Genomic DNA, 26296 nt, shown 5'->3' with positions numbered 1-26296 from the left:
CCTTGTTATTTCAGAAACAAGGCTACAAACATTCAAAATTAGACTACCGAATAATAATCAATTTAATTATTAAAACGAATTTACCAAGCGCTACTTAAGTAGAGCTTGATGCAAAATTAAAAATCATCACCTACATCATTCATATCACAATAATAATAAATTTAGATTAAGTAAAATCGTTAATGTCGATCGAAAAGCACTCATTTGATAGCCTGCAACTATTAATGCTTATCCTATGATCGTTTTAAACGATCGATTTGACTATTGACTTTCTATAATGGAATAAAAATCAATGACTTAAATTAACGGTTAAATTTAAATCACTTAAAGAATTACCCTAACTTGCTCCAGCGCATTTATATTAAATCATGTTTAAGCATCTCAATTTGGTTATTAGCTTTGATGAAGTGAATCATTTCTAAATATATTCCTTTTTTATACATAATTTAATATTTAAATGGACTCACAAAATACCCCTTCTATACCCAAACTAATTTTTTTTGAATAGATAATATCGATAACTGTATTTAACCAGCTCTTTAGTCGAATCCTAATTAAAATATCAGCTAATAGTTTTTTAGCTCTTAATAAACGTTCATCGTTTATGGGAATAAAGACAAACATTATAGGGATATAAACATCGAAAACACATAATCGGTGTATATTCTTAGCAAAATGTTGAGTTTCGTCAATTTAATATTGCATATTCGCCAATATTTTGTAACTTTTGTTACAATTAAATTATGTAGAATATAAAAATCAAATAAAACAATAACTACATACTCATACCTCAGATTAAGTAGTCTAAAAAAAATGGTGATTCTCACTAATTCTTACTCAAATAATGATTAAAAAAAATTTTAACTCTAAAAATAGCCAAAAAAAAATATTTGGTTACACTTTGTCATAAATTAAACGTTCGAGAACAAGAATATAAAGTTATACTTAACATTCCCAAATATAATTTCTTTATGGCAATTCGCTATCGTAAGTAACTAGCATGAACATACGGATAAAAAAGAACAGAAAAAAGACTAACAACACACTGTTTTATATTTATTTTTTTAATTATCACTTATAAATTCAAATTAAATAGTACCATATTTGATAAATTTCAAACCATCGTTATATTATAAGAAAAATAGCGAATCATAAATTAAATTAAAATCACATTTACAGTAATAACATTGATTATAGTTTCCATTATCATTTGATTAATTCTCTTAATAATGATATTCCCTGTTTATTCTCTGAGCCACAATAAAATACCCTAAATCAGAGTAATCAAAAAAAGATTTCTCCTGCCATAAAAAACTCTTAAAAAATAAACATCTCTGTAGGAATAATGTCCTAAGTGACAAATTACACTAAAATAACAATTAGAATTTAGAAAGCTTGTTTAGAGTCTATCCTAAATTGAATTATCATATAATAATAAGTTAAAGATAATTTCTGATAGAGAAATACGGCAAGCAACAAGTGGCAGATTAGCGACGAACTATGGATAAATATAGCTCCACTCATACTGATGTATAACACTCATGCGCCACTGGGGAGCACATCAATAACCATGCACCAATGAACGCCACTTTCTTTGTACTCATGACTGACTGCCAGTAGAATACGCTAAATGTGCCAGGTATCAGTTCACCAAGCTCAGCCATAGTTGTTTCCAGGAGTGACTTAATGCTGGTGCTTTCGAATGTTTATAGTAAAACCGATTATTGGAGAGTGAGAAGCAGGACACTATTGATAGTTCATGATTATCGCTGAACGACGTCATGATCAAATCTCCGCGAGCAGGCATAAAATAAGGCTGTAATCCAACAAAGCGAGGGAAACAGGACGCAAAGCACAGCCTGATGACCTATGAGCTGTCGCTCTCTCTGATGTAATAGAAAGGCAATACTCGCCACATAAAGCTGATTGCAGACAACCTCGATATCATTCAAACCAGAAAGCAAGTAAAAGACCCTGCCTCTGTATGGATAAAGGCTACGAAGCAGAATGACTAGAGTTATATCTAAAAAAACAATGAACCCCATAACCAGTCGAAAAAATCTGATGCAATAAAAAATAGCGATTTTAAGACTCATCGCTGGGTTGTGAAAAAACATATACCTTGATGAACCGTTTCCGTCGTTGATTTTCTCGTCGGAAGAAAAAGCTCAAGAACTTTGAAATGATGCTGCATTTTGCATGTGCTGTCATTGCCTAGAATAAAATCCTATACCCAATTAATGTTAAATAAATGTAAATTATAAGTTAACGCTGCAAGTGCAGAAATAGGATGTTGTCATACTCGATGAATTAGGTTATTTACCCTTAAGTCAGCGAAGAGAGACATTACTATTTCACTTTCTCAGTCAATTAACTTGATCATTACAAATAACCTTGGATTTTCAGAATGGGTAAAATTATTCACGGACACAAAGATGACGAACGCACTATTAGATCGTCTAGTTTATCATTGCTATATTATTGAAACAGGAAATGAATCTTATCGTTTTAAACACCAAGATTAAGATTATTTTTAGATGTTAGGTGAAGTATTTCTTATCAGATCATCATGGTGTTTTTTTTTGCAGATCATTGACAACAGAAAATACAAATAGAATAAATATGTATGCTTATACTCTCACTGTCAATGGCAGTTTAATTTTGACCCCTTTAAGGATCCAGTTGGCAATTTAAAATTGACCCCATTGACTACACTTCAGATACTATTGGTGCAATGCCTATTTTACGCTTATCTTTTAAACGGTAGCTTTCACCACTAATTTGAATAACATGGCAATGATGTAGTAACCTATCTAACATCGCTGCTGTCAATGTCGTATCATTGGCAAATGCGCCTGCCCATTGACTGAAGGGCAAGTTGCTGGTTAATAACGTACTCCCTTTCTCGTACCGCTTTGCAATTACGTTGAAAAAGAGATTAGCCTCCTCTCGACCAAAAGGTAAATAACCAATCTCATCAATAATGAGGAGCTTGGGGCTCATAACGACCCGTTGTAGGTAAGCTTTTAATTTACCTTGATTATGGGCCGTTCCCAATTGCAACATTAAATCTGCAGCGGTAATAAATCGCGTTTTTACATTGGACATGATCGCTTTATAACCCAGCGCGATAGCTAAATGTGTTTTTCCAACACCACTCGGGCCCAGCATAACAACGTTCTCATGACGTTCAATAAAACTGAGACCTGATAATTCAATCAGTTGGGCTTTAGGCACACCGCTAGCAAAGTTAAAGTCATATTCCTCAAGTGTTTTGATATTGGGTAACCCTGCAAACTTCAATAATGCTGCCTTAGTACGCTGCATCTTAGCATTGAGTTCCTCGGTAAGAAGTTTTTCAATAAAGTCAGCATACGACCCTTCTTGTGCTAGGTGTTTTTCAGCAATCCTAGGCCAACTTTCCGGTAATGCGTAGAGCCCGAGTTGTCGACAAGCATCAGTAATCCGCTCAGATTGTAAATTCACAATGCCCCCTGTAAAAGTTGATCATAGACGCTAAGTGGATGCTGTAGACTTTCAAATGGCATCGGCATTGTATTTATCCTCTGATAGCCATAAACATTGCCAAACTTTATCGGCAATGGCAGTAAGCCATTCTGCTCTGTGATTAATCGTTGGTTCGGTACTTCACCAGTTGTACCGTGGACTCTTGCATTGGCAACTTGAGTCAACCAGTAACCGATATAACCATTTGCAGTTTGGACATCGAGTTGTAACTCTGACATCCTTAATGTTGCTTGTAATGGCACAACAAAGCTTGATTTTAGGTAACGGTTAAAACGTTCAACTTTCCCCTTTGTTTTAGCGCGATAAGGACGACAAACGGTTAGGTTAAAACCATAATCCTGAGCAAGAGATAAAAGTTTAGGGTTCCAACGATGCTCTCCTATTCGGTAAGCATCACGCTCAAGGATGATCGCCTTTGCGTTATCAAAAAGGACTTCATGAGGAACACCACCAAAAAACTCGAAACTACGTACCAATCCATCAATCCACGCATCAGTTCGTTCATTGTCATAAAAATGAACATAACTGGCGCGAGAATAACCAAGCGTTGCAACAAAGGCCTTTAATGCCTGTTTACCTCGCCGAATAATGGTAAAATCAACTTGCAATTGCTTTCCTGGCTCTGTTTCAAATCGCACAAGTGGCTCAGGCAATGCTTTAGGTTTTAAAGCTGCAAGATATCCACTCAATATTCGACGTTTTCCTTGATACCCCAAAGCAAGGAGTTCTTCATAAAGAACGGATGCAGGTATCCAATCAGGATGAGCCGCATCAATCCGAGACTGAATATAATCTTTAAATGGATCCAATTTACTTGGTCGATGAGCTTTACGCTGATAAACAGGTTTTGTATCAGTACGTTGCAAATACTTTTTAATAGTATTGCGCGCTAGACCTGTTTCACGAGCAATCCTTTTGATCGATTTGCCCTGTTGTTTGAGAACTTTTATCGTCACAACCCTCTCCTGAGTTAACATTGAAAAGCGGCCTCACAAGTAAAACCGCTATATTACGTCAGGGGTCAAGATTCAATTGCCAATATGGGGTCATTTTTACACTGCCAGTAACACACAGGAGTCACCCAATCAGATTAAACATTTTTTCATGACAGCGACTACACTAACTGGGTGTCCTGTTGAAAATAGATCATTTTAAATTCCCATAATGTTTATAGTCTACTTATAACTAAACTTCACAATACTGTATCTTATTGATTGCTTATGAGAACTCAACACTGATACTATTTTGTACTTATCTTCATTGTTATAATGAATTGTATTTAAAAGATTTATACTTGACTTCATACACGAATTTTTAATAAAAAAACCCTCCAATCGAAACTTACACGCTCCCACGAGTTCAGGTACTTCAACTATTTTACCAAAAAAGGTCACTTTAACCTCCCCAGCATTTACAGCTGAGCTGAACAATACAATCATTAGAAAGAAATACATGTTTTTTATCATATAAACCTCTCATTCAACGGTATAATCTATCAATATCTAGCTCCCCCTCTTTTCTTTTGAAATACATCATTAACTATTTATTAACAATGCATTCACTTATTGTATTTAAACAATGCAACATGTCAAATAATTCCACACAAAAAAATAATGTTAGTTATCAGTTTTATGATGGAACACATAAAACTGAATAAAATATTGTATTTAGAAAAAACTTACTGTGCCATTAATACCCGTCAATTAAGGTGTTGATCTCAATAGTTATCGATATTAGCGTCATCCTTCAAAGCCACGTTTCTGCTGGAGTTCGTAACATCACTGACATCATATCCAATACAAACTAGGTTCCTTTGATACACTATCGAGAAACTAACCTAATGAAACAACTCGGTTTAGTGAATCGCCAATTGCTGAAACATCGGTATAAAAATACGGTGCAGGAACATATCGAAATACCAAATCATTTAGCACGCCAATTTGCGTCACGGAGCCAAACCAAGTTTGGGTGGATGACGTAACGTATAATGAGCCCAGAGCTCAAGGCGAGCATGGATATTCGAATAAACCGCGAGTCTGTCTGGAATATTGAGCCAGTAACTCATGACGAGAAGGCCAACAATCCCACTGGGGGTGACGGTGGAGAACCTGAGCAACAGTGACCTGAGGTATGCCAGCAGGGTGATGTAACCCACTGATAATAGGGGGTGAGGCAAGATTCACTAAGTCGATATGCCACCATAAAAGGCTGAAAAATATGAACCAGCTAAGACGCTCTCACAACAAGAGCTGATGGACATGTCGATAAAAAATCTGTCAGCTTAGAGCGAATCAACTTCTTACGTAACAAGGTATTACCTTGTGTATCTTGGCAATGAATATGAAAAGAATGTTTGCCTAAATCAATACCGATTAAAATGACGTTATTCATAATGGCCTCTTCCCCCCCAGCCAACTTCCCACTCACAGGGCGTGACTATCTCATTAAGCCACCAGTGACTAGCTGATCGTTTTTAGATGAGTGACTTGTTTTATCTACATAGCGGTGTATTACTCAACAAGTACTCATTCTTTAGGATGCTTTTTATCTATATAAGCATGATAGATTTTTGACAGACCATTTACAGACCAAATTGAAAGAATAACTATAACTGTTATAGGCCAAATCAGCGAAAAAAACATAGCCCAAATAAATGGTACTTTGTCAAATCTTTGATGAAACTGGAAGTAAACCAATAACAGGAAAAAGCCTAATACTGCTCCAGCTCCCCATATAAAAAGCTTATCCATTGCTCACCCCACCAAAAATAGTGTTTTCTTTGATTCATACGTAAAGATAAGTTTAATTCAGCTCATAGATTAAACAAAACTCAATTTCGCTCTACGGGGGATAACTCACATTCTTCAAACCATACATTCACCGCACGGCTATCTGCATATAGATGATGGACATAATGCTGATTAGTGCCGTTCAGGTATTCTGCACGCCCTTTAATATAACATTCTTCACCACTGATGGTGATCTGTACAACCTGACCTTAATTCATGTTTAAACATAGCATTTCCTCTCTATATGTCACCAATCGTTTTTCGATAATCTATTCCATATTTAGTAACAATTTATTCGTAGAATATTTAACATATACTGATATTATCCACACACCCAATTGGGTTATTAATAAAACGAGTAATTATTATTCCGAATTTTTGTGCCTCAGCCTACTGGGGCTTTTTTTTCTTTCGGAATACTTTTATCTAACTCTTCACAAAATTGCTCTGGTTTATAGAATCCTTGTGTTACCCATGATATTTCTCCTGTGATTTGGCTTCCACCTCAATACCATAGCGATAAGCTGTAGTAACTATTTGATTAAACCGATTGAATTGAAGCGACTCAATAGTAATGATTTTGCTTTTATTACTGTCATCCACTTTCTGCAATGAATTACTTCCATACTCAGTTACAGCCCACCAACTTAGACCAACAACCATGAGAAGTAACCAAGTGGAACTACCTATTTTCATAAGTTCATTTGCTTACCTCGATAGTACTCTAGTCCTTTTTGATAATGTTTCGGTAAACTCATCTTATCAATAGCACAGATATCGTCTCTAAGCACATATACGACAGCTGCAAAGTAGATGAGAAATCTAATAATGAAAGCGGATATGCATAGGCGAACTTGCCAAGGTATATCACTTTTTCTACGTCTTGTATTGTCATTACTCCTTTCCATTTGACGTCCCGTGAATATATCCAGCGTTTAAGTTCATTACAGGGTCTGCTTGATCACAAACATTGAGTTTTTTAAGTGGCAGGAACGAGAGCACCCCCTGTTCCTACGTTATAAGTAAACCAGTAAAGTGTAGCTCTGGTGTAATCAGGAATATTGACCTTAATTAAGGAGTTCACTGCTTTAATAATAATTGCCAAGCCTTTTCCTAATAAATCTTCGCACTCAACTTTTGTATAAGTTTTTGTGGGAATAATGCCAGAGCCGGTGTACCCATATCGTACCGTAAGTATTCCAATAGGATAGGGATTGGGATTGGGATCATCTCCCTCAAACTCAGTAGCCATCGCAAATATTAAGGTCATCCATCAGCCAGCTATAGCAACTCTTTTTATTTTATTTAGTATCTTTGGTATAAGCGGCTTCTTTGCGCTTATCTTCTCTTCGTGTGAAATATACACTTATCAAAAATGAAGCTACACCTAAAAGCAAACTGCCAAACACATCAATTGCTTCCCATTGCTCAGATGAGAAGTTATCTAACAATTGTTTTAGACAATAGAATGTTGAACCCGTAGAGGCAGCATAGGAGGCACCAGTTATAAATTTATTGATACGTATCCCCCTACGGAGTGCCCTATATTTAGTTAATAGAAAGCTACCAACAGCGACATTGCAGTAATTAAACATGTTGATGGTGATTTGTGGTAGCTATGTACGAAACAGGCCACGCAATGCGCAGCCCTTGGAATACCTTTTGGAGTATTTTGTTGTTGTAATAGTATTGGCAGGTTTAGTTCAGTCAGGCATGTTCCGCACTATCAGAACTTTTATAGTAGAGAATTTTGTTACTTCACTACAGCCTATACTTCAAACGATAATAATTTAAAGTTATCGTTTTTTCTCAAAAACACTATTCTCAGCTTGTATATCTGTCATACATTCTGAACAAGCCCTAACTCTGCTCGTAGTCATACATTCAACTTTCTGTAATGCACCATATTCACCAAAATAGTAACCTACATAAGTAGCACCACTATATTGAAAAAGTTGTGAACACGCTTTTTTGTGCAATATGACCGCTCCATCATGCTCACCTTTTGTTAAATAATAATCCATAATGCTTTTGCCTTATTTTTTATCTATTATTTTAAATTAGCAAATAGACTGCCTCGTGCCAACGTGTATTGCGGTCGGCAAGAAACAAAATGCGTTTTTTATTTTTTGCTTTCCATCGACGCCAGATAATCGGAAAAGCTGTATAAGTTTTACCTGTAGCCATCACGAGTAATACGCGTTTTTGTCAGGCAGAAACGGCTTCTACAGTTTTATTAATGGCTTGTAGCTGATAATAACGAGGGGACTTTCCACTACTATCATCGTAGTAATCTTGACTAATTATGGGTAGCTGCTCGGCAGTAAAACCTTTCCAAGTACAGTATTTAGTCCAAAGCAGTTCTGGTGTTGGAAAGTCGTTGAGTGTTATTTCGGATTCAATCTGCACAGAATTTGTTTTATCGTAGAAGATAAAACCATCACCATTAGAAGCAAAAACAAAAGGGACGTCAAGCAGGCGTGCGTAATCTAACCCTTGCTGCATCCCTTTCCCCATTTCGTGTTTATTCGCTTTCGCTTCTATGACGGCAAGGGGCAACCCTGGCTTATGATAGAGCACTATGTCGGCTGATTTCACTGTCAACCGTGCTGCTAACTTACCACGGACCACAACTTTACCATCACGCAGTTTGACTTCTTGGCGGATCTGCGACATCAGGTTCCAACCTGCATCTTTAACTGCTGGGAGGATATATTTTGTAATGATGTCTGTTTCAGTCAGATGAGATTTATTCATACCAGCCATAGCCGCTCTCTCAACGAAATTGGGTTTAGTGTTTAATTATACACAGAATAGAGGGGAGAGTTAGGTTATAAAGTGAATAGCATTATAATTATTAAAATCCATTAATATTTAAATCGCTTATATGGAAATTACCTATTTGTTTTAGGCTGATGTTCTTCTGTCACATTCAAAGCAGGAATACACCAAATCCCCTCATGGCACTTCGGGCAACATTTTTGATTACTTGTAAAATACTCACGACACTGCACGCAAAACCAATCCGTGATCTTTAAAATAGGGGACACTGATCGAACCTGTGTGCTCAGTCGTGCCTTGTCTTCTAAGTTCTTGATCTTACTGATGACCCGCGGACAGTGCTCTGCGGTCTGAGGATCAGAATGGGTAAACCATGACTCCGTTGGCGTCTTGTGCAGTGTGACGGGCTCACCGCAGTGAGCACAGTAATAGTTTTCTCGTGAATAACTCGGTTCCTGATTGGCTCCCGCGAAACGATTGTTCTGCGTTAGGGCTAGCGACATTTTGACTTCATGTAATTTAAGCATGGTTGTGCTCCTTCGGTAAAATTTAAACTAAACGTTCTGAGTACCCAACATTCAGGATCCACACTCGGCAACCCACCTTGAAACTCAGAAGACCACTGAGCATAGGCTGCATGCATATCGAGTCAGGTTCGTATATTTAGGACGTCGCTTTGCCTAGAGCGCATTCAATCGCACCAGGTGTGGTTGAAAGTGAGTTGGTGGGTAATGGGTAGGTATGCTATGGAAAATGCACGGCGACTCGCGCTAGCGCCTTAGAATTCAAGGGCTGAGTTGACTTCTCTCGATTCATCAATGCGTGCTTGTAGCCATTGTACGACTTCACTTTTTAACCAGCGCGACATACGACCAAACTTGATAGGTTTTGGGAACTCGCCATCTTGGATCAACTTATAGAACCACTTATCTGTTAATCCTGTTAGTGCGGTGATAAATTTCATGTCAATGAATTGGTCATCAAGTAATGCAATATTTTCAGTTTGCGTGCTCATGGTAAAACTCCTGTTTTTAATGTGGATAAAAAGCAGGAGCGATATCGAAAAATGGGATGTGGATATCACTCCACATCATTAACCGGATGTGTAAAAAATAATTTGGTTGCTAACTACTGGCGTTTTCTCGGTTTGATTTCGCCTCGCCAAAAGGTGCGTTTGAGTTCAGGCACAGCAAGGCGAACCCATGCATCAGCTTTACATAAATACCTCACTGCATTGAGCAATCCTTTCTTACTCTCCGCATCAGCACGTTTTAGTAAGCCAATCCCTAGTTCGCGATATCTTTCTTTTTGGTAATTACAGTTAAAGTACAGGCCTGCCATGTCCGTAATACGTTCTTGCCAGAGTTCACCAATGAGTTTGCCCAGCGTGATGTCCTGCCTCACTTTCTGACCGTTAAAGAAAAACAAGGCGTGGTAATGAAAGCCTTTTTCCATGCCAAATTCCAATTTCAAGATATACCCAACACAGTGTGAAAAGAGTGGGTCGCTATTAATGGCTTTGTACAGGGCTTGGCGATGCTGGCGCAGGTGGTGAGCTTTGACTCTATGGCAAATACCACTTTTGTAAGACAGGTCTATTGTGTTTTATGCTCTTGAACAAACCAACACCTTATAGCAACTCTTTCGCAAAGAAGGCACTCGCCTTTTTTAGGATTTCTTTCTCCATTTTCAATTGCTTAACTTCTTTGCGCAGAGCGAGTAGCTCTTGTCGCTCAAAAGGGGTTAATGCGTTAGGCTTATTTTCGGCTTCATGGCGCTTTCGCCAAGCATAGAGCAATTTAGTGGTAATTCCGAGAGCATTAGCCGCTTGTTGAACGGTATAGCCTTGTTCGAGTATTAAATTAATCGCTTCTTTTTTAAAACGTTCAGTATATTGCTTCGGTGATTTTCGTTTCATATCGACATCTTATTTTAAAGGTGAATAGATTCCTTTATCAAAGTGTCCACATTTATTAAAGCACAACAAAGAGAATAAATGATGCGATGATATGTTGGTTATATTAGTGAGTTAAAACATAAATCAAACTGAATAATATCATTTAGCCACCTTTGCGAATATTCGTAAAGGTGGTCATTACCTAGACTTTATTTTTTCCTAAGTACTGATATCGAGCTATGATTTAACCTAACGCGACAAGCACGCATCCTCCAGAACATCCACAAGCGACTTTATGACCTTCTAACGCGACAGGTATACCGTTAATTTTCATTAAGCTATCACCTTCAACGATAGCCCCTGTTTTTTTACATGATGGGCAATAAACAGAGTCACCCACACAGGCCACACCTTGAGTTTGCTTAGCAAGAGAAGATGCTGTCAGCACCGTCCCCCCCGTATTCGTCGTATCATTTTTTAAAATGAGTTTTCTGCCGTTCACAAGACTACGCATTGCGTTTTTTCTCCTGATCAAGCGTTGCTAAAAGTTGTTCAACCTATTATTTAAAATCAACTGTTTGGCGTAAAAAAATTAGAGGACTTTTCTAAAGAAGCTAGCAAATACTAAAAATGTCAAAAAAGTTACCTATAAACCAAATAACAAGTAAAACAGCAACAATGCTAGCTATAACTGCGGCAGCATACAATAGAAGAGAAATAGCGAGAACACTCCCATTTAGCGCTAATGCTATTCTGGATGAGTTTTTGTTTTCATGGCGAATAAATGAAATAGCCGCAAAAATAATACCAAATACACCGAGCGTTATACTGATTTGTTTTGATAATTCAATTTTATCTAATAAAAGTTGTCGCTGTTCATTGGCAGGATCTACGTTAGGAGCTTGATACGCTTTTCCTTTAATTGCATCCATTGTCGCTTTTTTTATGCTACTTACCTTTTCATGAACAATCTGCTCTAACTTAGGTTTAGATTGGACATATTCACGCTCAAAGCTTTGATTAACAAGTATTACAAGAATACTAAAAGCTCCAATGATGATAGCAACTAAACTGAATCGATTATAAACCATAGACATCAGTATTCCCTATTAAATTATCTCCAATATAACATCCTAAACAATATTCATTTATTGCTAGTTTACATTATTACACTAAGTCGGATTTATGAATGACGCTTCAAAGGTAAATAATGTTTTTCTAAATATTTATCGACATGTTTAGCAAGATTAATTAAATCCGCATAGGCTACCGGTCCTAATTCAGGCATTTTTCGTGATAAATATTCTGCCTTTGTTATCATCAATCTATTAGCTTCATCGATTACTTCCTGCTCCAAAAAGATAGAAGGTACTACTGCCCAATTATATTCAGGTGTGTTCGTTTTTTGTCGTCCCGTTAAAGCCCAGTCGATTTTTCCATGATAAGAGTCAACAGCTGCTTTCAATACAGCAATAAAATCTTGATGATTACGCTCATCTACAGGACGAAAGTTTGTTGAAGGAGCTCGATTTATAGTATCAACAATATAACGTTCTCCATCGATAAAATTGCTTGGGTCAACATATTTTTCTTTAAATCGTCTACTGCAATGTACCCATTCTAAATCTATGTATTTTTTTATAACCAGTAATAACTCATCACCTTGATTATTTTCAATTTTCATTATTTTAATCCTGTAGGCTTGTTAGTAATCGTTAGCTTTCCATCATTAATACCTTTGATGTGTTTCTCCCAATCCCCTTTAGGAATTGCTTGGGAGGAGATGCGGGGTTCATAAATATACATCCCATCTGAATAAACCTGATGGTATTCCATACCATTTTCAAACTCTCCGTTTTCAAATACCTTTATTGAACCATACTTTTCAGTTGATCTGACTTCAAGGATCTCACCTTGCCCCCCCGCGGCTTCTTTCAAATCTCTGGCGATTTCAGAACAATCATAATTTTCATCTAAGACTTTTTTCTGGTACTCACGCGAATTCATTTTATCCAATACATCTTGATTCGGTGGATAGTCTGGATGTGGATCTCGAAGCGGTTTATCAAGTCCCGGTATTTTTGGGTTTAAACTGATATAAACGGGTTTAACATCCTTCCTATCTACCGTCAGAATATAATCCCGAAAATCCACTGGTTCAACATCGTGCCCCGTATGGCGCCAAACGATTCCATCATCTGCAACGGGTAGTGTCTCTGGCCGATAATCGAAGTCATGAATAGCAAAACCTTCCGGTTTTTCGACCTTTTGTGGCAACGGCGAAGGGCCCGCATGAATGATAGGTTCATTTGGAATATCATCAATCCGCGCTGAGATATTAATTATCTCACCCGATGCCGACACGCCCATGTAAAGCGTTGTGCCGTCTGCATCAAAGCGGTAAATTTCAGCTTGAGTATTGGCGTTCGGCAATCCATTTGAGGATTGATATATCGGTAAGCTCAACACCCCTCGCGCTTCAGCGTCGGAAGCCAATTCACCTTTAATTACGGGGACTTGGTCAAAGCCACTGTCTCGCTCAGTATGGTACGCAATCAGTTGAGATGCACTTGCCATCGCTGCCGATGTGGTTCCCGTTGAGGCAAACCCCACTCGCATACGTGTTGGTGCGGTACCCCCTATTTCCGCGATTTCCAGCAAGTCTGGGTGTGTTAAACTATCCCCATCATAGATATTCGGTATCATACCAACCAATACGCGTGCACTGTCAAACCAAGTCGACGAACCGAATCCTTTCGATACCCCTTTGGCTATTGCATAGTCATTTTCAGACTGGAAAGCAAATCGACTTGAGTCTTGATTGATATCCGGTGGATTAATTGCTTGTTGACCCATAGCGCCACCTGCAGCTGCCCCACCGAATCCGCCTATAGGACTCGGAGGCATAGGAGCTACGAAGGCATTGGCAGTACCAATCCCTAACAAGCTCAAAAATGAGGAAGAACGTTGACGAGGTTGTTTCGCTGCGGCATCAATACCACAGGTATACGCGTTGTAATCACATAGCCCAAAGTTCGCCAAGTCTTCGACAGTGTCACCCGCATCCGTATTGCCCAGTCCTCTCAACGTGGATTTGGCAAATACCGGCTCTGCGATGCGCTTAATCGCAATCACACGGCGATGGTCATAGGGAAACAACAAGGGATAGCCGTTATCGCGCTGCTGGTAATGCACTGAACGGCTTATTTGCCCTGCCGTCATACGGTGAACGGTCGTCGGGGCATTGGGGTTAAACGCCCCTGCGCGGTTATTTTCACTCAGGAGATACCCTTGTTCACGGCAATAATCACTCAGTGCCTTATCGTTGCCTTGAATAGCCGCCGGAGGCGACAGCGTTGTAAGGGCATCGGCTAAGGGTTGCGGTTCAAGGCTCAGTGTATACGGGCGAGCCGTTAAGCCTTCCGCTTTTATCAGGCCTTGTGGGTCGCTACTGCCTTGCATCGTACGACCTGTACCTCGCTCGGCGAGCGTATACGGCACGTTGGCTAAAGGCTGCCCCTTATCATCGACCAATTGCAGTTCTAACCAAAATCGGTAGTTTTCACAGATAATACACGATTCGACTTTCTGACTCATGACGGCTCCGTTGTCGTGGTTAGCCAGCCTTGTTGCTGGGCATAGTCCGTAAACTGGGTGGCGGTACGGGTATGAATATCCCCCGCGAGTGAGGGATGCAGATGTAACCAATCCACTAAACGTCGGTGAAGTTGACCTTCCGGTGTGTCGAGGGATAGAGCGTCCTCCGCATGGTTTTCCCACAATTCACAGGCAAGGTTTTCCGCTAACAGTTGGATAAATTGGGCGGAGTTTTCCCACGCAGCCTGTAAATGCTCCCCCATGATGAACGGACGGGCTTGCAGTTCAGGAATAGGCAAAGGGTTATGGCGAGTAGGCGATTCAAAAAAAGCAGGGTCACTGAGTGTCTCCAGCATCACCTCATGAACAGGGGTCATCAACACAGACCAATCCACCGCACGCATTTTGGGAATAAGCACATTCGCAATGCGCGTATCCATTAAACGCAGCACCACGAGCTCTTCATTCAGCTCCACCAATTGGCGGTTTTGCCAATGCCGTAACTGGTATTGCCAATCCAGCGAGCTGCGATACGCCCAGCCCCATGTGTTATCACTGAAGCCTTTACGGTCAAGCAGTTGCCCCAATGGGGCATACGCACTCGGTTTTAATTGCACAAGCCACGGGCTCTGACCGATTAAATGGGCCAGTGAGGTGCCATTGTAAATAGGAAATGCCTGTTCAACCCAATCATTGGCAAACAATAAGTCTGTCGGGTTGGGTGTGGCTAACGTATTGAGCAGCAAATAGACGGGGTCGGTATTCGATGCGGTTAACCATGTTGTCCAAGGGGTGAGTCTCATTGATTTCCCCCACTCGGCTTAATCACCCAACTGCCCGTCGCTTGGGCTTGCATCGCGCAATAGGGTTTAATGGGGTAAGGCGGTATCGCAAACGGGTCAACACCATCTGGCAATTGAATATTCACTGCTTGCCCTGTGCCCCCCGCACTGTCACCAATCGCCACATTACCGGAGGTAAACACATTGCCCGGTGTCACCCGCACAAAACTGCCACCCACTTTTAAGGTAATTTCCGTCGCCGCATCAATCACCACTTTGCCTTGGCTGGTGATGTGGGTCTCTTGACCACTTTCACTCACCAGTGCACCGTTAATTTGTTGGTGATAACTGCCAAGCACCTGTTCAGAGATATCACCTTCTATTTGGGCTTTGTGTGTTCCCTTAACGTGAAGATGCTCATCCCCTTGAATGTCAGTAAAACGGTGTTGGTCAATGCGCTGTTTGACATCGTTTTGTACATGGGTATGGCTGTCATGTTGAATATGCACATTCATGTCACGCTGGGCATGAATGTACACTTCTTCTTGCCCCGCTTCATCTTCAAAGCGTAATTCGTTAAAGCCTTCCCCTTTGTGGGTGCACGTTTTAAAGGTAGTGCGTGTTTTTTGGGCTGGTAAATCTAACGGAGGGGCATTGCGACCGTTGTACATGCACCCCGTAATCACGGGGCGGTCAATGTCGCCATTCAGGTAACTGATTAAAACCTGCTGCCCAATATGAGGGATACTCATAAACCCATAGCCATTTCCGCTCCAGCCATGCGTCACGGGCACCCAGCAAGACGCACTGTGGTCAGGGATACCACGCCTATCCCAATGGAAATAGACGGTCACTTCCCCTTTGCTGTTCGTGTAGATTTCTTCCCCTTTTGGCCCTACGACTGTCGCGACTTCATCCCCATCGGCAAGCGGCTTATATCGGTAAGGCGGACGCCACTCTTGGGTGCTGGGCACAAAGGAAAGCTGATTGCTCAGTTGGGTGCCTTCTCCGCCACTGTTATCCGCTAATGGCTGCACACCGTGATGGGATACGCTAACCACCTGCCACGTGGTGTTCATACGCGCGCTGGGGTGGTTAGACAAGGTAAAAATACGCCCCGGTGCTAACTCAATGCAGTTAGTCGTGGCTGACCCCACTTGGCGCGGGTTTTGCGATTGCTCGTAACGAATTTGGTTTAAGTGTTTACCTTCTGCATCTTCTTGAAAGCGACCGTAACTTTCAAACATTTCATGTTGTTGGTGAACCTCCCCCGTCACTTGGTGTGCCAACGGATACGATGGGCGTACCGAGTTGTAATCTTTATCTACACGAATATCGCTGCACAGCTGCTCGGCATAACGCCATGTGGTGGCGGTGCTGTCGGTGATATCCGTTTCAGATTGCGGATTATAGGTGAGCGAAATACCCGCCTTCATACCTAAATGACGGTCACTGTAAAACAGTTGTGGGCCTTCTTCGAACCAGTAATTAATCCCTTCTTCAGCAGCAAGTCGACACCAGAATTCATACAGGGTTTCGCGCTTTTGGGTGATGTAGGGACGTTCAAGATGCTCTTCGGGATGGTAGAATTGCATATCGTGTTTCACACGCGCTTCATCCAGTAACACCTTAAGCACTTGGGGCACCGTCATATTTTGGAAAATTCGGCTATCCTGCTTAAGCGTCATTACCCACATTTCAGGGCGTATCACAAAGTGATACCACGTTTTCACGCCATCCGTGTTCCCTTGCTCTGCCCCTGCTAAAATCCCTTGCACCGTGCGAAGAATTTTTCCATCTCGCTTTACGGTCAACGAAGAGGCCGCACCCAATACCGTTTGAAAATCAATCTCGGGTAACGGACTGACCGCCTGAATCGACAGTGAAAAGAGTTGGGAAAGCCCTTCTTGCAAATCAAATTGCGTGACTTGAAAGGTGTTTTCAGGGAGTCCACCAATCGTACAGGTGAATACCAACCCCGTTCCCATTTCACCACTCATAATACAGTCTAGCAGTTGACCATGAGCTTCTTGCAGGGCTTGGTCCTGTGCATAGGTTCTGCCACCCGCATACCCACCACCGTGAATAAGTGGGTTATTTTCGGGGCTGCCAAGTCGTTTGTTTTTATTGGGGTCTGTCCAAGACATGGGGATTTCCTCCACAGGAGAAAAAGCTAAAAACGCAAACGAGCCTCGAAAGGCTCGCTAAATTCGAACTTATGCTTCGAGCGGCGCGCGCCAGTCATCGGCACCGGATGTGCCCGCAACAGTGTGTTCCCAGTCCACTTTACGGTAAGACAAAGACACTTCGATTAACTGCGTGAAATCCGCTTTCGCAGGGTCTTGGCAGTGCGGCATTTGGCAATCGATATTAACAATCGTCGCATCGGTTAATGTAGTGGTGAAGAAATGTTCTTGCTTGCCTTCCACTGACGTGCGGTACCATTTGAGTTCCACTTTCGGCAGCATTTCACCCGAGGCTAATGCGTTATATAGCAGTGGAACCGCTTTATTTAATGCCACCGTGAAACGGAAGGGTTTATGTGCACGCTGGCCTGAAGGTTGACCGGATTGTGGGTCTGTCGGCACAGTCACGACGTGAGAAAATTCTTGCACCAGCATTTGGTCTTCATGACCTTGCACGTAGATGTTACCCACAGAATCGGCAGTAAATGCACCGGCAGTGATGTTGCCTTGGGTTTTTCCTTGAATGGAAATATAACATGGAGTTGGCATAGCGATATCCTTTATCCAGAATGACAAATTGAGTTAGGTCGACATAATTATCGATTAATTTCCGTCATCTCAGCCAGTGCGCACGGTAAGATTTACTTGAAGGATAATAAAAGCTGATGAATAGGCTGTAAAGCTACCGGTCTTTTTGTATCTCTCTAGGATAAGTGACTTAGCGTAAACTGGTTGAAATATCGCTATATAATGCCAATAAAAACACCATAAAAAAATGAAAATAGAATAATCATCGAGCAAAAAACACACTAAACTGCGATAAGCCCAGTAAGTTCTAATGTACATAGAAATAAACTATGTAACCAAATATTTCATACAGAAGGATTAATACAACCTACTGATTTTAATTGAATAATATTGCATGACCATCCAATTTCCACTTTCAGTGAAATGATGACTAAAAATCGGCAGTGTATTTATCTACTATTTACCCATTAATAGCCATTAATTTTATTGATGGTATAACAGATAGCCTTTATCGCTAAACTGATAACGTGACGAAGGATAATGAGAGGGCGTTTAATTTTATTTGTACCATCCACGGGGACAAAGCTAAGCAATTTCAAAAATAAAAGAGGGGGACAGAAAAGCCGTGACTGAAAAGAGGTCATCGGCTTCATCGTTTGGCTAAGCTGTTTTATTGACAGAGGCCTCTACTATTTAAGCGCTTCTATTTTGGGGAATATTTGTGAATTAGCCAAAGAAAAAACCCCATACTTTTTTCACCGCGGAAACCACAAGCTTTTTCGCTGCTTTAGCAACGCTCGCGACAGGTTTAGGCAAATAATGGTCAATAATATCATCCAGTGCTTCATCCACAGTTGCTTCAAAACCGCCTTTTGCCTCTTCAACTATTTCCGTTGTTTTTACCTCGTTTTTGACCTGTGCTACGACACCACTTTTAGCTTCCTTTGGGAGCGCTCTGACCATCGTCTCGACCAGTTTTGAGATATTGTATTTTTCATTTGCAGAGACTGAGATAATAGGATGTTCAGTGAAACCAAACCGCTCGATTAAATACGCTTCTTTTTTTCGTATGTTAGTCAGTTGGTTAAGTGAAGGTTGATTATGTTCTACATCCCATTCTCGGAATGGTTCGATTTTATCGATTTGGTTTAAAACAAAGACGGTTTTTTTATCTCCGCCTGCTGGCTTTAAAACCTGTTGGTAAAAATGCTCGTCTGCGGAAAAGGCACGATCATCACCTTTAACAACCCAAAGAATTAAATCCATCTTGGGTAGCAAGCGTTTATATAATGCTTCATACTCGCTGTCCCTCTTCGCATTCTCGCCCCCCCCCGGGATATCAATCAATCGAATTGCTCTGTGACCAAATTCAATTTTAATTTCTTTTGTTTCTCTTGTGCAAGCTTCAACATCACTCACAGGGCAAACATTGCCTTTAAATATCGCATTAATAAGACTTGACTTCCCCGCCCCTGTTTTTCCCATGACACCAATAACTGGCTCATAGTCAATAATATTTTTAATTCGATTAAAAACAGACTCTCTAATTTCTTTAGGTAGGATATCTACTGCATTTTTAATTAATTGACCACCTTGGTTTTCATTTTCCATTTTAATATCACTCACAGTGTTATTTTCGATAACTTTCATTTTTACTTTCATTGCCTGTATATTGTTCTTTATTTCTTTTAGCTTATTTCTATTGTCTATTGACATATCGATGTTGTGATATAATTTCTCATTCACGTCTTTTTCTATCTTAGCTAAAGAGTCTAACATTAATGACTTGGCATATTCATAACTTATTTCATTATTATTGTTTAACATTAACGCTTTATACTTTTTAACTATAGAATTTAATTCTTTTCGCTGTATCAAACAAAAATCATTCATAAAACCCTATCCTTAATGTTCACCTTAATTCCACTCATAACCCCATACTGATATCAATTCTAAAATTGCTAATTTCTGAAAATCGCAAATACACCATAAAATTTATATCAACCTTTACATCACGAAGAAATTGCATTTTTTACTTAAGTTGTTTAACTCATCAAGATATAACTACAGTTTTATTAGCTCATAATTCGTTCAATGTTTAACAAGATTATTCTTCTCACCACTGTTCTTGAGTTAATTTACGTAATTTATTGTGCTAAAGACAATGACAAATTCAATCTTCTATTTGAACAAAAAATTGGCCTTTCTTATTTTCATCTAAAAAAACAGAATAGTTGATAACTTCAGAGGTCATTCTACCGTTAGCTCCTCGCAAAACAACGCGAGCTTCACAGGAATACTCTTTTGCTTTTTCATACTTTTCAATTAAATCATGTCCTGTCACTGTGGGTATAACTCCCTCAACGCCCAGATTATTAAAGTAATTAACAATCACTTTATTTAAAAGTTCTTTTGTCTCTTTACTATCACATTTAGGTGGCATATTTTCACTACAACCCAGTATGATAAATGAAGTCAGTATCATTAATAACAATTTAAATTTCATTACATTGCCTCTTAATTAAAAAAAGAGTGTGTTTTTCTAACATCACTGAATGTATGCAACATTAGGAATACCCTTTTCAGTGAGTGAATGACCAATCCTAATCGTATCGGGTAGACATTTATCCTCTATATTTTCCCCTGTCATTTTATTCTGACGGCTAAATGACATCTCATTCGTATAAATACGTTTGGTGCCTTTATTTCCAATAAATGTTTTCATATCACGATAGAATGAAACCACAACTGCATTTTCACTCTCTGGACTATCCCCCCGAAGACCAAAAAAAAGTATTTTTCCATCTTTATATAAAATATCTTGTTTAACTTCACCTGATGGGATATCCAATTTTATCAGTCCTCCACCTTCATCAGGATCATCTCCGGGAGCAAAGAACGCGATATAGACAGTATGACTGCCATGACTGACAGTCATTTGTACACCGTCATCAAGCGTACATTTCAAATCAAAATCCTCATCAGCAAAAGAAGCGGTTGTCAATAATATCCCTATAATCATTAAAATAACGTTCTTCATTGTAGTTTGCCTATTGAATAAAATTCACTCAGCCATAAAAATAAACTCTGGCATTTTACATATTAAAATCATCAAACGATAAAGACATCAAAGGTATTCGCTTATAATAAGCATGAGCATTCATTCTTTTTTATCTATCGCGAACGGTATTCATCTTTATGCTCTCTTTGAGGCTTGTATGGTCATTGAATAAAATTGCAATACAATTAAAAAATGCCAGTTGTATTCGCGGTATCACATTGTTCTAATGTTAATTTATTATCAATCTATTTAAGACATTGTTATTTCTCATTTTCATGATTGGCTTTTTTCTCATTTTGTAAATAAGCCTTTTGAACCAAATCACTTTTTTCTTTTATTTCTGAAATAGAATTAATTAAAAAATTGATGTAGTACGTGGAGAATAGCAAGGTATAAAATGCATTAGGTTTAATATCCACCCCATAGACTTTTAAATAATACATTTGTAGTACACTTTTCGCTTTGAACGCCCAAACAATTAGCGCAATGAAGTACACTTTTGAAAGAATGATAGAGAAACTATAAAAATCGCTGCCCATTGACATCACCAGTTGTGCATCACCTAAGAACATACTCCAACCCAGCAATAAGGAAGGAACAACAAAATAATAAGGATGAATAATGACGCTCTGCGTTTCCGACCCAATCAGTTTACTGGCATTATACAACCAGATAACCGGGTAAATACCCGCTGTTACTAGGGTTAATAATACAAATTGAAGCGTTGTCGTGCTTAGCTTTTTAGATAAACTATCAATATCAGACATGCGATTTCCTATATTCAAGATATGAGATACCACGTTGAGTTTTTAGAAAAACCAACGAATAGACGTGAAACATTACTCCGATATTAACAATATATCAGAGTATTCAACCATTATTATCGGTAAAGTTAGGCTGTTATTAATGTACACAACAACCCCAATGGGTTCAAATAGGTTTAACAGATCAATAAATTAAAACCGATCGGTTTCAACGATCGATTTTAATTTGTGATAAAAATCAATCAATTAAAATTGCAATAATCTTAAGCTAAATAAAAAAGCCCTTTTATTTAAAAAATAAATGTCACACATTGAATTGCATGTGCCCTAAATGGGGTAATCACAAGAATATAAATCGGGGGGATTTTCAAGAATGGAGCGAAAAGAGGCAGGCTGTTCGGATTATTGAGTGTGCTTAATGGTGAAAAAGGGTGAGAGATGCAGTACCCCCTAATCAAAACTAAATGGGCGCATTACTGGCGCCATTTCCAATCACTTTTTTTCACTTCACCGAGTTTATAAAATTCACTGACTAACTCAATATAATGTTCAAAATCACGATTGATGGAGATAAGACGATTACAAAGCTCCCAGTCCACATTTTCTTTTTCGGTGGCTTGAATGAGGATTTGGGTATTCGCGATATCCTCTTTATCCAGCAAAATAATCCCAATATGATGGGCGGCACACAGCATTCTGAGCTCTTTAAGCGTCTCATCCCCGGTGATTTCGGCAGCGACTAAATAGCCAACATTGGCCCATGACGAGTTAGATAGGGTTTGAAAGAACACCTCTCTGACATTACTCATATTAATTCTTTTTTTGACTTCAAAAGACCATAAGCGTGTTCGGGGTTCACTGTATTCATTCACACAGGCTTTTAATGTCGATTGCCAGTGTTGCCCTTTATCTTCTAACCCCACTAAGTCAGGGTGAAGCCATTTATTGCCATTTTTACCTTGTGTATTTTGGCTTTTCTTTTCATTAACACGCAGTGAATAGGCATTCATGTAACGCACCAACCATTCATTCAGCAAAGGATAAAGGTCATGCTCCGTCCACTCATTGGGATGAGCCGTGATATCAGTAATTTCACTTTGAGCGATTTCCTCATCATCGGTCATCTCACTGTAATAATATTTTCGGGGACGCTCAATTGTGGTTTTTATTCTGACAGGCCGTTGTTTTTTCGGGGTTAACCATGTGGGGGTTAAAGCACCAATTTCCGCGGCATACTGTTTCACTGCATCGTCTAACGTCGTAAGTGATTGGCTTTTATTGATTTTCTCTTTGGCCCAATCCGGGTCTTGCTTCACGAGTTGCTCAGCAATCTCCCGTGCCGTATATTGCTTCCCTTGATTTTGTTTGAGAAAAGCTAACGTTTTATCATACAGCGAACGTGTTTTTGAGGTGCTCACGGTTACAGTCCTTCTAAGCCATCAATAAAGGTATCGAAAAAGATATTGAGTTTTTGACTCACATTCGCAAAGACTTTCTTGCGTTGTAAAATCTTCGGGGAGTGGATTAAAGCGCCAGCCATTTCTTCTGTACGCGGAAGGCGCCCTTCAAAAAGGTACGTTTCTATCATACGACGGATGACATCCGGCTTAAGCTGCTCACGCTCACACAAATCATCAATGGCTTTTTGCTTCTCGGTATCTAAGTAGGCTTGGAAGCGTTGTCGAATGTCGTCATCCTGCTTTAACTGAGACAAGTCATTTTCAATAAATTGTTCAATCAGACCTTGTTTACTGCGTAAGCGCGTGTCCCCACTGATGATATCGAGGACTTGTTTTTTCCGCTCGGCTTTTTTATCGTCAGGCATATCCCGCATTTCACCGAGTAACCGTAAGATATACCCCACATTAATATCATCACGATGAATTAAGCTTAATTCAAAATCAATGTCAGTCAATGGGGAGGATTGTGCGGTATCGCCTTGTTGGTTGCGGCGAACGCTGTCATAAATATCGAGGTATTTACTTTTGAAGTCTTCCAACATTTGAACCGGCACAACTAAATTATCATCACTGTGTTCAATAAAGGTATTCATGATATTCCGCAAGCGCAGCACATCGCGATACGCCTTCACAAAGGCCTCTTTTTCTTCATCCGTGTACAGTCGGTCTACCGCGGCCGGATTTTCGGCAATATCCAGTAATGCTTGCAGTTTTTCACGGTAGTCAATCTGATATTCATTGTACGGTTGAACCAGTACGATAGTCTTCGCATTCTTGTTTGAAAATAAACGAATAGCGTCATCGGTATTTTGTTTTAGGTTTCGAAAAGACACAATGTTGCCTTGCTTTTTTTTGTCACCCAAAATCCGGTTGGTGCGAGAAAAGGCCTGTATCAAACCATGGTAGCGCAGGTTTTTATCCACATATAACGTATTGAGCGGTGGACTATCAAATCCAGTTAAGAACATATTGACGACCAATAAGATGTCAATCTCACGATTTTTTACTCGCTCAGCAATGTCGACATAGTAGTTGCGAAAACTGTCGCTATCTTTGGCACTTTGGTTTGTTTTAAAGTCGCGATTATAGTCGAGAATAAATTGGTCTAAATGGTCTCGGCTGGAAGAAGGACCTTTTGATTCTGGCAAGACCACATCTTCTTCATCCAACATGTCGCTAGCGCTTTCTTTATCCAGTGGCTCATTGGGGGCATACGTAAATATGGTGGCGATTTTTAACGGGCGATAATGGGGATTTTGACGCTGTCGTTCGGCCTGTTTTATTTTAAACAGGTGATAATAACGAATGAGTAATTCAACACTGCCCACACAAAACAGTGCGGTGAACTCACGATGAGCCGTTTTTGCATCATGGCAACCTAAAATATAATCAACCACTTGAGACAAGCGTGTTTCACTTTCTAAAACGGTTTTGCTTTCCGTAGGCTGTGTCAAAATGGCATCACAGTGGTTGGGATTAACGGTGCGATTTTCCCCTAAATACTCCACGGAGAAACGCAGTACATTTTCATCGCGTATCGCATCAACAATCACATATTTATGCAGGCACTCATCAAACAGCATTTCCGTGGTTTGCTCTATCCCCATGGTCATGTTGACATTTTCCGCAAAAATTGGCGTTCCTGTAAAACCAAATAACTGTGAGTTACGAAAGAACTTGCGAATATTACGGTGGGTTTCACCAAATTGACTGCGGTGACATTCATCAAAAATAAATATGACGCGCTTGTCTTGTAAATATGCCAACTTAGCCACGTGGTTTTCTTGAGTAATTGCCGTGTTGAGTTTTTGGATCGTAGTTAATACCAGCTTTGTGTCTGTATCAACCAATTGATTGACTAAAGTACGGGTATTATTGGTGGTGTCGACACTGTCTTTTTTAAACGCGTTAAACTCGCGCGCGGTTTGGTGGTCGAGGTCTCGGCGGTCAACAACAAAAATCACTTTATCAATTTCCGCCATCCCCATAATCACTTGACTGGCTTTGAATGAGGTTAGCGTCTTACCCGAGCCGGTGGTATGCCAGATATAGCCATTGCGCGCTGATGCTTGAACATGCTCAACTATCGCTTCACACGCATACATCTGATAAGGACGCATGACCATCAGGCATTTCGCCGTCTCCTTCAGCACCGTGTAGTGTGTTATCATTTTGGCGATATGGCATGGCTTCAAGAATTCAGCCGTAAACGCATGTAAGTGGGTGATGAGGTTATTTTCTTTGTCTGCCCAGAAAAACGTTTGCTCAAAACTCAACGACTTATTGTTAGCGTAATACTTGGTGTTGACGCCGTTACTGATAATAAAGATTTGGGTAAACAGGTAAAGGCCACTGCCCACCCAAAAGGCATCACGGTGATAACGGTCAATTTGATGAAAGGCTTCTTTAAGCTCTAGCCCTCGACGCTTCAGTTCAATTTGTACCAGTGGTAATCCATTAATCAGCAAGGTAACATCAAAACGTGTTTTGCGCGTTTTCTGCTGTGCATTGTATTGTCGGACTTGATTAGTCACTTGAAACTCATTGCAACACCAATCTTCTTTATTAATGAATCGTATCCACTTGGTTGACCCATCATCGCGGGATAACGAGTAATAATCCCGCAAGACTTTCGCACGCTCAAAAACTGTATTACCTACGGTTAAATGCAGGTAAATTCGCTCAAACTCGCCATCCGTTAAGGGAGCGTGTTGTAGCTTATTGTGCACCTCAATTTGCCCGCGAAGGTTGGCTTTCATTGACGCTTCGTCATGTACATCCACCCAGTCATAATGCAAATCAGTGGTTAAACGTTGAATTAAATCCTGTTCTAATTCAAATTCACTCTGTGTTTTTTGCATATGACGGGCTCCATTATTTTTATTCGATTGATATCAGTAGGGTAAAACATTCAAGTCACAGT

Annotated in this window: 24 protein-coding genes and 5 pseudogenes; 3 read left to right on the top strand and 26 right to left on the bottom strand. The window is 39.9% G+C overall.

Features of this window, described 5'->3' with window-relative positions; translation table 11 throughout:
• Positions 1-1486: 1486 nt before the first annotated feature.
• Both J6836_RS21800 and J6836_RS22835 read left to right on the top strand, forming a co-directional pair.
• Positions 1487-2218 (top strand): annotated as a pseudogene (locus tag J6836_RS21800) (IS5/IS1182 family transposase).
• Positions 2219-2289: 71 nt separating this feature from the next.
• Positions 2290-2525 (top strand): annotated as a pseudogene (locus J6836_RS22835) (ATP-binding protein); the annotation flags it as partial.
• 184 nt (positions 2526-2709) lie between these two features.
• Here the strand turns inward: J6836_RS22835 and istB are convergent.
• Together istB and istA are read right to left on the bottom strand one after the other, a co-directional pair.
• Positions 2710-3486: an IS21-like element helper ATPase IstB gene (istB, locus tag J6836_RS21790; RefSeq protein ID WP_166697141.1), complete on the bottom strand. Its 777-nt coding sequence runs from the start codon at positions 3484-3486 to the stop codon at positions 2710-2712.
• Entirely contained in the window at positions 3483-4505 is a 1023-nt protein-coding gene (gene istA / locus J6836_RS21785; RefSeq protein ID WP_219244838.1) for an IS21 family transposase, read from the bottom strand. The genes istB and istA overlap by 4 nt, the downstream gene beginning before the upstream one ends.
• A gap of 860 nt (positions 4506-5365) precedes the next feature.
• On the opposite strand from istA, the pseudogene J6836_RS21780 reads away from it, so the two are divergent.
• Positions 5366-5514 (top strand): annotated as a pseudogene (locus J6836_RS21780) (IS3 family transposase); the annotation flags it as partial.
• A 252-nt stretch (positions 5515-5766) separates the two neighbouring features.
• On the opposite strand, the pseudogene J6836_RS21775 reads toward J6836_RS21780, so the two are convergent.
• From J6836_RS21775 to J6836_RS21660, 24 genes and pseudogenes are all read right to left on the bottom strand, one after another.
• Positions 5767-5919 (bottom strand): annotated as a pseudogene (locus J6836_RS21775) (IS110 family transposase); the annotation flags it as partial.
• Positions 5920-6053: 134 nt separating this feature from the next.
• Entirely contained in the window at positions 6054-6278 is a 225-nt protein-coding gene (locus tag J6836_RS21770; protein WP_137018994.1) for a hypothetical protein, read from the bottom strand.
• 507 nt (positions 6279-6785) lie between these two features.
• On the bottom strand, positions 6786-7013 hold the full coding sequence (locus J6836_RS23260) for a hypothetical protein (RefSeq protein ID WP_219245889.1): 228 nt from the start codon (positions 7011-7013) through the stop codon (positions 6786-6788).
• Positions 7014-7296: 283 nt separating this feature from the next.
• Positions 7297-7587: a glycoside hydrolase family protein gene (locus tag J6836_RS22825; RefSeq protein ID WP_255586285.1), complete on the bottom strand. Its 291-nt coding sequence runs from the start codon at positions 7585-7587 to the stop codon at positions 7297-7299.
• A 31-nt stretch (positions 7588-7618) separates the two neighbouring features.
• On the bottom strand, positions 7619-7912 hold the full coding sequence (locus J6836_RS21755) for a class II holin family protein (RefSeq protein WP_219245888.1): 294 nt from the start codon (positions 7910-7912) through the stop codon (positions 7619-7621).
• A 201-nt stretch (positions 7913-8113) separates the two neighbouring features.
• On the bottom strand, positions 8114-8341 hold the full coding sequence (locus J6836_RS21750) for a hypothetical protein (protein WP_219245887.1): 228 nt from the start codon (positions 8339-8341) through the stop codon (positions 8114-8116).
• A gap of 67 nt (positions 8342-8408) precedes the next feature.
• Positions 8409-9083: pseudogene (locus tag J6836_RS21745) on the bottom strand (type I restriction endonuclease); the annotation flags it as partial.
• 128 nt (positions 9084-9211) lie between these two features.
• A complete protein-coding gene (locus J6836_RS21740; RefSeq protein WP_219245886.1) occupies positions 9212-9601 on the bottom strand; it encodes a zinc-ribbon domain-containing protein in 390 nt (129 codons plus the stop codon).
• Between the two features lie 275 nt (positions 9602-9876).
• Positions 9877-10113, bottom strand: coding sequence for a helix-turn-helix transcriptional regulator (locus J6836_RS21735; RefSeq protein WP_219245885.1), 237 nt, complete (start codon positions 10111-10113; stop codon positions 9877-9879).
• Between the two features lie 113 nt (positions 10114-10226).
• Positions 10227-10571, bottom strand: a complete 345-nt coding sequence (locus J6836_RS21730; protein ID WP_336432747.1) for a hypothetical protein — start codon at positions 10569-10571, stop codon at positions 10227-10229.
• Between the two features lie 157 nt (positions 10572-10728).
• A complete protein-coding gene (locus tag J6836_RS21725) occupies positions 10729-11016 on the bottom strand; it encodes a transposase (RefSeq protein WP_219245884.1) in 288 nt (95 codons plus the stop codon).
• Between the two features lie 223 nt (positions 11017-11239).
• Positions 11240-11509 (bottom strand): PAAR domain-containing protein, encoded by a 270-nt coding sequence (locus tag J6836_RS21720; protein ID WP_219245883.1) that lies wholly within the window; start codon positions 11507-11509, stop codon positions 11240-11242.
• A gap of 100 nt (positions 11510-11609) precedes the next feature.
• On the bottom strand, positions 11610-12092 hold the full coding sequence (locus J6836_RS21715; RefSeq protein ID WP_219245882.1) for a hypothetical protein: 483 nt from the start codon (positions 12090-12092) through the stop codon (positions 11610-11612).
• A gap of 86 nt (positions 12093-12178) precedes the next feature.
• The gene (locus tag J6836_RS21710) at positions 12179-12679 is read right to left on the bottom strand and encodes a hypothetical protein (protein WP_219245881.1); all 501 of its coding nucleotides are present in this window, start codon (positions 12677-12679) and stop codon (positions 12179-12181) included.
• Positions 12679-14592 (bottom strand): S-type pyocin domain-containing protein, encoded by a 1914-nt coding sequence (locus tag J6836_RS21705; RefSeq protein ID WP_219245880.1) that lies wholly within the window; start codon positions 14590-14592, stop codon positions 12679-12681. Before J6836_RS21705 ends, J6836_RS21710 begins: the two co-directional genes overlap by 1 nt.
• The gene (locus tag J6836_RS21700) at positions 14589-15395 is read right to left on the bottom strand and encodes a DUF4123 domain-containing protein (protein WP_219245879.1); all 807 of its coding nucleotides are present in this window, start codon (positions 15393-15395) and stop codon (positions 14589-14591) included. Before J6836_RS21700 ends, J6836_RS21705 begins: the two co-directional genes overlap by 4 nt.
• Positions 15392-17521 (bottom strand): type VI secretion system Vgr family protein, encoded by a 2130-nt coding sequence (locus J6836_RS21695; protein ID WP_219245878.1) that lies wholly within the window; start codon positions 17519-17521, stop codon positions 15392-15394. Before J6836_RS21695 ends, J6836_RS21700 begins: the two co-directional genes overlap by 4 nt.
• 69 nt (positions 17522-17590) lie before the next feature.
• Positions 17591-18109 (bottom strand): Hcp family type VI secretion system effector, encoded by a 519-nt coding sequence (locus J6836_RS21690; protein ID WP_219245877.1) that lies wholly within the window; start codon positions 18107-18109, stop codon positions 17591-17593.
• A 705-nt stretch (positions 18110-18814) separates the two neighbouring features.
• Positions 18815-19981, bottom strand: coding sequence for a GTPase family protein (locus tag J6836_RS21685; RefSeq protein WP_255586284.1), 1167 nt, complete (start codon positions 19979-19981; stop codon positions 18815-18817).
• 280 nt (positions 19982-20261) lie between these two features.
• A complete protein-coding gene (locus J6836_RS21680; protein ID WP_219245876.1) occupies positions 20262-20594 on the bottom strand; it encodes a hypothetical protein in 333 nt (110 codons plus the stop codon).
• 42 nt (positions 20595-20636) lie between these two features.
• The gene (locus tag J6836_RS21675; protein WP_219245875.1) at positions 20637-21128 is read right to left on the bottom strand and encodes a hypothetical protein; all 492 of its coding nucleotides are present in this window, start codon (positions 21126-21128) and stop codon (positions 20637-20639) included.
• Positions 21129-21409: 281 nt separating this feature from the next.
• On the bottom strand, positions 21410-21916 hold the full coding sequence (locus tag J6836_RS21670; protein WP_219245874.1) for a hypothetical protein: 507 nt from the start codon (positions 21914-21916) through the stop codon (positions 21410-21412).
• Between the two features lie 470 nt (positions 21917-22386).
• Positions 22387-23331: a COG2958 family protein gene (locus J6836_RS21665; protein ID WP_219245873.1), complete on the bottom strand. Its 945-nt coding sequence runs from the start codon at positions 23329-23331 to the stop codon at positions 22387-22389.
• A 2-nt stretch (positions 23332-23333) separates the two neighbouring features.
• Positions 23334-26234, bottom strand: coding sequence for a type I restriction endonuclease subunit R (locus tag J6836_RS21660; protein WP_219245872.1), 2901 nt, complete (start codon positions 26232-26234; stop codon positions 23334-23336).
• Positions 26235-26296 lie beyond the last annotated feature (62 nt).

The sequence above is a fragment of the Providencia sp. R33 genome, assembly GCF_019343475.1.
Taxonomy (GTDB): domain Bacteria; phylum Pseudomonadota; class Gammaproteobacteria; order Enterobacterales; family Enterobacteriaceae; genus Providencia.
This window is presented reverse-complemented; position numbering and strand designations above follow the sequence as displayed.

Coding starts and splice junctions, on each gene's coding strand:
- J6836_RS21725 (WP_219245884.1), bottom strand. CDS start 11,016: ATGAAACGAAAATCACCGAAGCAATATACTGAACGTTTTAAAAAAGAA.
- J6836_RS21750 (WP_219245887.1), bottom strand. CDS start 8,341: ATGGATTATTATTTAACAAAAGGTGAGCATGATGGAGCGGTCATATTG.
- J6836_RS21690 (WP_219245877.1), bottom strand. CDS start 18,109: ATGCCAACTCCATGTTATATTTCCATTCAAGGAAAAACCCAAGGCAAC.
- J6836_RS21740 (WP_219245886.1), bottom strand. CDS start 9,601: ATGTCGCTAGCCCTAACGCAGAACAATCGTTTCGCGGGAGCCAATCAG.
- J6836_RS21710 (WP_219245881.1), bottom strand. CDS start 12,679: ATGAAAATTGAAAATAATCAAGGTGATGAGTTATTACTGGTTATAAAA.
- J6836_RS21685 (WP_255586284.1), bottom strand. CDS start 19,981: ATGAATGATTTTTGTTTGATACAGCGAAAAGAATTAAATTCTATAGTT.
- J6836_RS21675 (WP_219245875.1), bottom strand. CDS start 21,128: ATGAAGAACGTTATTTTAATGATTATAGGGATATTATTGACAACCGCT.
- J6836_RS21695 (WP_219245878.1), bottom strand. CDS start 17,521: ATGTCTTGGACAGACCCCAATAAAAACAAACGACTTGGCAGCCCCGAA.
- J6836_RS21735 (WP_219245885.1), bottom strand. CDS start 10,113: ATGAGCACGCAAACTGAAAATATTGCATTACTTGATGACCAATTCATT.
- J6836_RS21770 (WP_137018994.1), bottom strand. CDS start 6,278: ATGGATAAGCTTTTTATATGGGGAGCTGGAGCAGTATTAGGCTTTTTC.
- J6836_RS22825 (WP_255586285.1), bottom strand. CDS start 7,587: ATGACCTTAATATTTGCGATGGCTACTGAGTTTGAGGGAGATGATCCC.
- J6836_RS21680 (WP_219245876.1), bottom strand. CDS start 20,594: ATGAAATTTAAATTGTTATTAATGATACTGACTTCATTTATCATACTG.
- istA (WP_219244838.1), bottom strand. CDS start 4,505: ATGTTAACTCAGGAGAGGGTTGTGACGATAAAAGTTCTCAAACAACAG.
- J6836_RS21755 (WP_219245888.1), bottom strand. CDS start 7,912: ATGTTTAATTACTGCAATGTCGCTGTTGGTAGCTTTCTATTAACTAAA.
- J6836_RS23260 (WP_219245889.1), bottom strand. CDS start 7,013: ATGAAAATAGGTAGTTCCACTTGGTTACTTCTCATGGTTGTTGGTCTA.
- J6836_RS21715 (WP_219245882.1), bottom strand. CDS start 12,092: ATGTCTATGGTTTATAATCGATTCAGTTTAGTTGCTATCATCATTGGA.
- J6836_RS21660 (WP_219245872.1), bottom strand. CDS start 26,234: ATGCAAAAAACACAGAGTGAATTTGAATTAGAACAGGATTTAATTCAA.
- J6836_RS21670 (WP_219245874.1), bottom strand. CDS start 21,916: ATGTCTGATATTGATAGTTTATCTAAAAAGCTAAGCACGACAACGCTT.
- J6836_RS21705 (WP_219245880.1), bottom strand. CDS start 14,592: ATGAGTCAGAAAGTCGAATCGTGTATTATCTGTGAAAACTACCGATTT.
- J6836_RS21700 (WP_219245879.1), bottom strand. CDS start 15,395: ATGAGACTCACCCCTTGGACAACATGGTTAACCGCATCGAATACCGAC.
- J6836_RS21720 (WP_219245883.1), bottom strand. CDS start 11,509: ATGCGTAGTCTTGTGAACGGCAGAAAACTCATTTTAAAAAATGATACG.